Below are 5,701 nucleotides of genomic sequence, written 5' to 3'. Positions count from 1 at the left end.
GCGGGGAGGTGCTGGACGGGGATGTGTTGAGCGGGGAGGGGCCGGGCGCGGAGGTGCGGGGCGCGGATTGGCCGGGCGCGGTTTGGCCGGGCGCGGCTTGGCCGGGTCCGGCGGCTGACGCGGTGCCGGTGCTGCTACCGGTCGTGGCGGTACGGGAGGTGTTCCCGGCGCCGGAACGGGAGCCGCTGCCGGAGCCGCCGTTCTCCGCACCCGCCGCCGGGCCCAGCAGCGCCCGGCCGTGCGTTGAGAGCGCTCCCCGGCCCGTGACCCCGAGCATCTCCGCCTCGTTCAGCGTCCAGGCCGCCAGCCGCGAGCGCAGATCGTCCGCCCGCCCGGTGGCCGACGCGCCACGCAGCGGGCGCTCCCAGCGCAGCCGCGCCAGCAGCGATTCGGGGTCGGGGGCGATGCTCTCCGGCAGGGTGGCGAGGAGTTCCAGGATCCGTCGCCGTACCTCGGGCGCGGCGCCCCGGTCCAGGTCAGGGCCGAGCGCCGCGAGCGTACGCCCCTTGCTGTCCTGACTGCCCGCCAGGCCGGGCGTACGGGTCGACGCCAGCCAGGCCGTCGCGATCCTGGCCCACCGCTCGGGCGGGGGAAGCTCCTGCCACTCGTCGTACGCGGGCGTCGGCGCGTACCGCTCGTCGGCCTCGCCGTCCGTGGCCAACAGCCCTGCCGTATAGGCGAGTTCGACCCAGAAGGCGGCCACGGGCTCGGTGGTGCCGAGGGCACTGGCGGTGCGTTTGAGATCGCGTACGGAGAGGCCGCCCGCACGCAGGACGTTCGGCCCGCCCTCGTTCCAGTCCTTGGCCAGCTCCTCGACGGTGGCCAGCGCCGTGTACGCCTGGGCCGCGGCCGCGCTGTCCACCACCAGCGGCCGCGTTCCGGCGGGCGCGCCGCCTGCGGCCTCCGGTGCGCGCGGCGCGACGGCGGGGGCGAAGGGCTCCGGCGTACGGTGTGCGCGCCCGGCGCGCAGATGCAGCGCGGCCTCACGCGGGAGCACGACCGTACGGGTGGTCGCGGGCAGCAGCAGCCCCCGGTCGCGCAGCCACTGCACGGGCGGGGTGGGCGTGGAGGTGACCTCCCCGTACGGCGGCCCCCACACCAGCCGGTCCAGCACTGAGAGCGCTTCCATCGGCGCGGTGTCGAGCAGCGCGGCCATCCGCGTACGGTCGGTGAAGAGCCCGGTCAGGGCGGCGACGGCGGAGACCGGATCGTGTGTGGAGGGCAGACCGGCCGCCGCGAGGATCTCCTGGAGGCGGCCCGGCGACATGCCCGAGGTGGCCTCGGCGACGGTCGGGCCGAGCCCGGTCGGGGAGGGGTGCGCGGGGGAGGGCGCGAGGAGTTCGCGGGCGGTACGGACCAGCCGCAGCCGGTCGTCACCGCCCCAGATCAGCGCCCGGTCCCGCAGCGTGCGGACCGCGCCCGGGAGCGCTTCCTCGATCCGCGGATCGCCCTCGTCGCCGGTCAGCAGCGCGCGCAGCGTGTCGTACGGGGCGGGCTCCGGCGCGACGGCCAGCGCCTCCGCGGTCTGCAGGGTGAACCGGTCGAGCCGCTCCAGCGCCCGTACCACCGACGCGCGGGTGCCCGCGCGGGTCGCGAGCTGCGACAGGTCGCTGGGGACGGGGGTGAGGAGATCGGGCCTGGCACGCAGCAGCGCGGCGAGTGAACTGTCGCTCTGGGTACGCAGGGCCTCCGCGAGCGTGCGCGGTGGCGTACCGCTGGTTCCTTCGGGCACGTGCGCCTCCTGCTTGGCCTTTCCACGGGTCCCCATCCGTTCCACGTTAGCCCCTGAGGGGCGCTTCGCCCGCGCCGCGGGGCCCGGGGGCGGCGGCGGGTGTGGTGCCGAGTCTGCTCCGTACCCTGCTCGGAGCGGCCGTACGGCGCGCGTGTTCGGGGTGGACGTTCGGGGATGACTCCGACACCATCGCGGGTGGCGGTGAGCGCTTGTCGCTTGTGCGGAGGACTGTGTGGGGATCGAGAGCGACCAGCTCGTCTTTGACTATCTGAGCCGGGTCGGGGACGTGGCACAGCAGCGGCAACTCCCCTCCGGGGAGCGGATGCGGCTGGTGTCGACGCTGCGGAAGGAGATCGACCGGCAGCGCCGCAGACCGGGCTCGGGCGGCCCGGCGGCGGTGCGCCGGATCCTGGGGCGTCTTGGGACACCGGACGCGGTGGTACGGGCGGCTTCCGAGGGCGGGTTTGAGAGCGCTTCCGAGAGCGCGTACGAAGCCGTGTTCGAGGACGTGCCGCAGGAGCCGCGGCCGACCGTACCGGGGCAGCGCACGGCGGAACCTGTCGACGCGGACGTCCTGCGGGTCGCGGCACCGCCACCTCCGCTCGACACGCCGGCGCCGGAATTCGGCGAGCCCGACTGGTGGCGGATCCAGCTCGGGCCGTTGGACCCGACGGCGGGCGACCGTGGGGTCTGGGCGGGGATCGAGATCCCCGAAATACTGAAACCGCCGCCGGAGGATCCGGAGGAGACCGAGAAGAAGAAGGAGAAGGAGAAGGCCGCCGAGGAGGCGGAGAAGGGCGGCGCGCGCGGGTGGTGGCTGAAGCTCAGGCGTCTGGGCGGCTTCGGCGGGAAGCCCGGCGGGTCGGGCAAGTCGGCCAAGTCCGGGGAACCGGATGGGACGAAGCCCGACCAGCAGCCCGGAAACGGCGGAAAGCCCGCGAAGAAGCCCGGGGTGCTGAGCGGCTTCTCCAGTCCGTTCCTGCTGGTGGCCGCGGTGCTGCTGGTGGCGGGCGCGGTGACCGGATCCTGGGTGGCCCTCGGCCTGGGCTGGCTCCTCGCGTACGCCTCGCGCAGGCTCTCCCGTACGGAAGCGAAGTGGGCGGTCTTCGGTCTTCCCGGCGTCTCCGCGGCGGGCGGCCTGGTCTGGCTCTGGGGCCGCATGGACGGCCGCTGGGGCGAACGGATCCCGGACACGGGCATGGCGGAAGCGCTCTCAGGGGCCTGGCCGGTGGTACTCCGCACGGCGGCGGTGACCTCGGCGCTGTACCTGATCTGGCGGGCCCGCCGCCGCTAGGGCGTGTCTTCAAAGTCCCGTCTGCCCGGCGACGCCTGGCACACACGCTCGCCGCGTTGTCGGGATCATCCAAGTACGTCCAGTACAAGGACGCCCCTCCGCCTTGCGATCGCACGCACCAGACGCCGCCGGGCCCGCCCTTCGGGCGGACGACGCTACTTTGAAGACACGCCCTAGGCCGGCTCCGCCGGGCCGCCGCCAGCCCCGGCGGGTGCCTTGTCCTCAATCGCCGGACGGGCTCCCTGTTGTGTGCTCATCGCCGGGCGGAGGCCGCCGCTGCCAGATCCAGCCGTGCTGCATTCCCTGAGTGTTCATCTCGCGTTGGTCGGCAGGGTCCCCCGAATGGCTCACAAATGGGAGGAACAGACAGCATCGACAGAAAGGGCGCCGATGTCCGGCTTCCTGGTCTCGCTCCTCACCAGGGCGGCAGTCATCGCGATCGAGATGGTCGTCACCCGCCTGGTCACCCGGCTCTGGAAGGAGTACGCGCACTCGCGGGGTGCCGCGACTCCGGCCTTCGCGTGACGGAACCCTTCGCGTGACGCAAGCCTTCGCGTGACCGTGACGGAAGCCTTCGCCTGACGGAACGGCGCCGCCGGGGCGGCCCCGTTCCGCGCATGCGCCAGCAGCGGGTCCGTCGGCGTCGGCTCAGGCCTCACTCATGCCTTCGCGGTCGCCTTCTTGGCCGCCCCTCTCGTACCGCCCCGGGCGCCACCTCTCGTACCGCCCCTCGTGCCGCCGCCCCTCGCGGTCGGCTTGCTCTCCTCCTCCGCCGGAGGAGTGGCTGCGGTCTTCCGGGGTCTCCTGGTAGCGCTCTCAGCGCGCCCGCCCTTCGCGGCGCGCCCGCCGCCATCACTCTCTTCGCCTTCCCCGCGCCGGCCGCTGCGGGCAACCACGGTCGCGGCCCCGATGGCCACCGCGACCGGCCAGTCCAGGGCTCCGAGGACCGCGAGGGCGCCCAGACCGCCGTAGAAGGCGAGCCGTTTGGGCGGTGGCAGCGGTGGCATCGACGGCATCGACGGCAGTGGAGGCTTCGGCGGCGTCAGCTTCGAGCCGGCCGCGCGGGCGTTGGCGGTGATGTCGCTCGCCGTGAGGTACGGGATGGGCAGGTCCGCGTGAAGGGTGTGCATCCGCAGGCCGCCGCCCGCCCGGGTCTCGGACGCCCGGTCCGCCCCGTCACCCGTGTGTCCGGCCGCGCGCCGCGTCCTGGTGGCGTCTGTCACGGTGATCGCCTCCTTGAGCATTTGTCCTTTTTATACTACTTTTTTGCTCGCATCTGTGCCGTACGAGCCCCCTGTCCGCCGCCCCTTGTCCGCGGTCGGCGGGGTGCGTCCTGTCCTGCCCCGGCCGCTCCGGCACCCGGCCCGATCAGCCGAACGTGGACGGTGAGTTGTGGGAATCCCCGGACTCGGCACTCTGAGAGCTGCCGCGCTCAGGACTGTCGCGCGGCCCGCTTCGGCTGTGCTGCCAGCCCTGGGAGTGGTGCGCGCGGTGGTAGAGCCCCTGCTGTCCCGGGCTCATGAGCGAGTGCGGATGTTCGAGGGCGGACGGGCGCATCTGACCGTGCGCGGGCTGCGCGGCCCGGCCGGCGCCAAGGTCGCCGAAGCCCTGGAGCAGGGGCTGGCCGAGGTGCCCGGAGTGCGGTGGGCCGCGGTGAACGCCGTCCTGCAGAGCGTGGTCGTCGCGGTGGAGGGCCAGGCGGAGGACGAGTCGACCGTACGCGCGCTGCTCGAGGTCGTCGAAGCGGTCGAGGAGGCGTACGACACGGCGCACGGGCCGCTGCCGCTCCACCCGGCCTCCGCCGAACCGGCCGGACGGGCTGTCTGGTCCCTGGCGACCCAGACCGTCGCGCTGCCGCTCGCCGTGATGGGGCGCCTCACCCAGCACGCCCCGCTGCCGATCGAGCTGGCCTCCGTGGTGACCATCGTCGAGACGCAGCCGCGGCTGCGGCGGATGGTCGGGAAGGTGGTGGGGGAGCGGAACACCTCCGTCGTACTCGCCACCCTGAACGCCGCCGCCCAGGGCAGCGCCGGCGGATTCCTCGGCCTCGCCGTCGACGCCGTACGGCACGCCCTCAGCGCGGCGGAGCTGAAGGCCCACCGCGCCGCCTGGACCAGCGCCGAGCCGGATCTCTCCCGGGAACCCCAGCTCGCGCGGGCGGAGTTCCGGGACCCCATGCCGCGTCCGGCTCCGCTGCGGCCGGGGCCCGTCGAGCGGTACGCCGACATGGCGGCGGTCATCGCGGGGCTGACCTTCGCCGGGGCGCTGGCGGTGACCCGGCGTACCGGCAGCGCGGCCAGCGCCTCGCTCGCGGCCATCCCCAAGGCGCCCGTACTGGCCAGGGAAGGGTTCGCCTGCGTTCTCGGCGGCGCCCTCGCGCACAGCGGCACCCTTGTCCACGGCCCGGACTCCCTGCGCAGGCTCGACCGTATCCGTACGGTCGTCCTCGACAGCGCGGCCCTGACCACCGGCGCGCATGTCCTCGCGGATCTCGTCCCGCTCGACGAGGCGTCCGCCGGCGATCTGGCCGCGACGGCCCACCGGCTCTTCGACCCCCATGACCCGGAACGTCTCAGCCGGGGCGACGCCGGGGAAGGAGCCGTCGGCGGCGAAGGCTCGGGCGGGGGCGCGGATCAGGAGCGGGCCGGGAGCGCGGATCAGGAGCGGGGCGCGGG

Annotated in this window: 3 protein-coding genes and 2 pseudogenes; 3 read left to right on the top strand and 2 right to left on the bottom strand. The window is 74.2% G+C overall.

Annotated features, from left to right (window positions below; translation table 11 throughout):
- Positions 1-1,768 (bottom strand): annotated as a pseudogene (locus WH07_RS18725) (DNA-binding protein); the annotation flags it as partial.
- A gap of 196 nt (positions 1,769-1,964) precedes the next feature.
- Between WH07_RS18725 and WH07_RS18720 the strand changes: the two are divergent.
- On the top strand, positions 1,965-3,026 hold the full coding sequence (locus WH07_RS18720) for a P-loop NTPase family protein (RefSeq protein ID WP_046501251.1): 1,062 nt from the start codon (positions 1,965-1,967) through the stop codon (positions 3,024-3,026).
- Positions 3,027-3,368: 342 nt separating this feature from the next.
- Positions 3,369-3,551: a hypothetical protein gene (locus WH07_RS39845; RefSeq protein ID WP_157877383.1), complete on the top strand. Its 183-nt coding sequence runs from the start codon at positions 3,369-3,371 to the stop codon at positions 3,549-3,551.
- A 134-nt stretch (positions 3,552-3,685) separates the two neighbouring features.
- Here WH07_RS39845 and WH07_RS38925 read toward each other — a convergent pair whose 3' ends face one another.
- The gene (locus tag WH07_RS38925; RefSeq protein ID WP_157877382.1) at positions 3,686-4,249 is read right to left on the bottom strand and encodes a hypothetical protein; all 564 of its coding nucleotides are present in this window, start codon (positions 4,247-4,249) and stop codon (positions 3,686-3,688) included.
- 238 nt (positions 4,250-4,487) lie between these two features.
- On the opposite strand from WH07_RS38925, the pseudogene WH07_RS18710 reads away from it, so the two are divergent.
- Positions 4,488-5,701: pseudogene (locus WH07_RS18710) on the top strand (hypothetical protein); the annotation flags it as partial.

Origin of the sequence: Streptomyces odonnellii (assembly GCF_000981895.1) — a bacterium.
Classification (GTDB): domain Bacteria; phylum Actinomycetota; class Actinomycetes; order Streptomycetales; family Streptomycetaceae; genus Streptomyces; species Streptomyces odonnellii.
The sequence above is the reverse complement of the archived record's forward strand: the minus strand, read 5'-3'. Positions and strand labels throughout refer to the sequence as shown.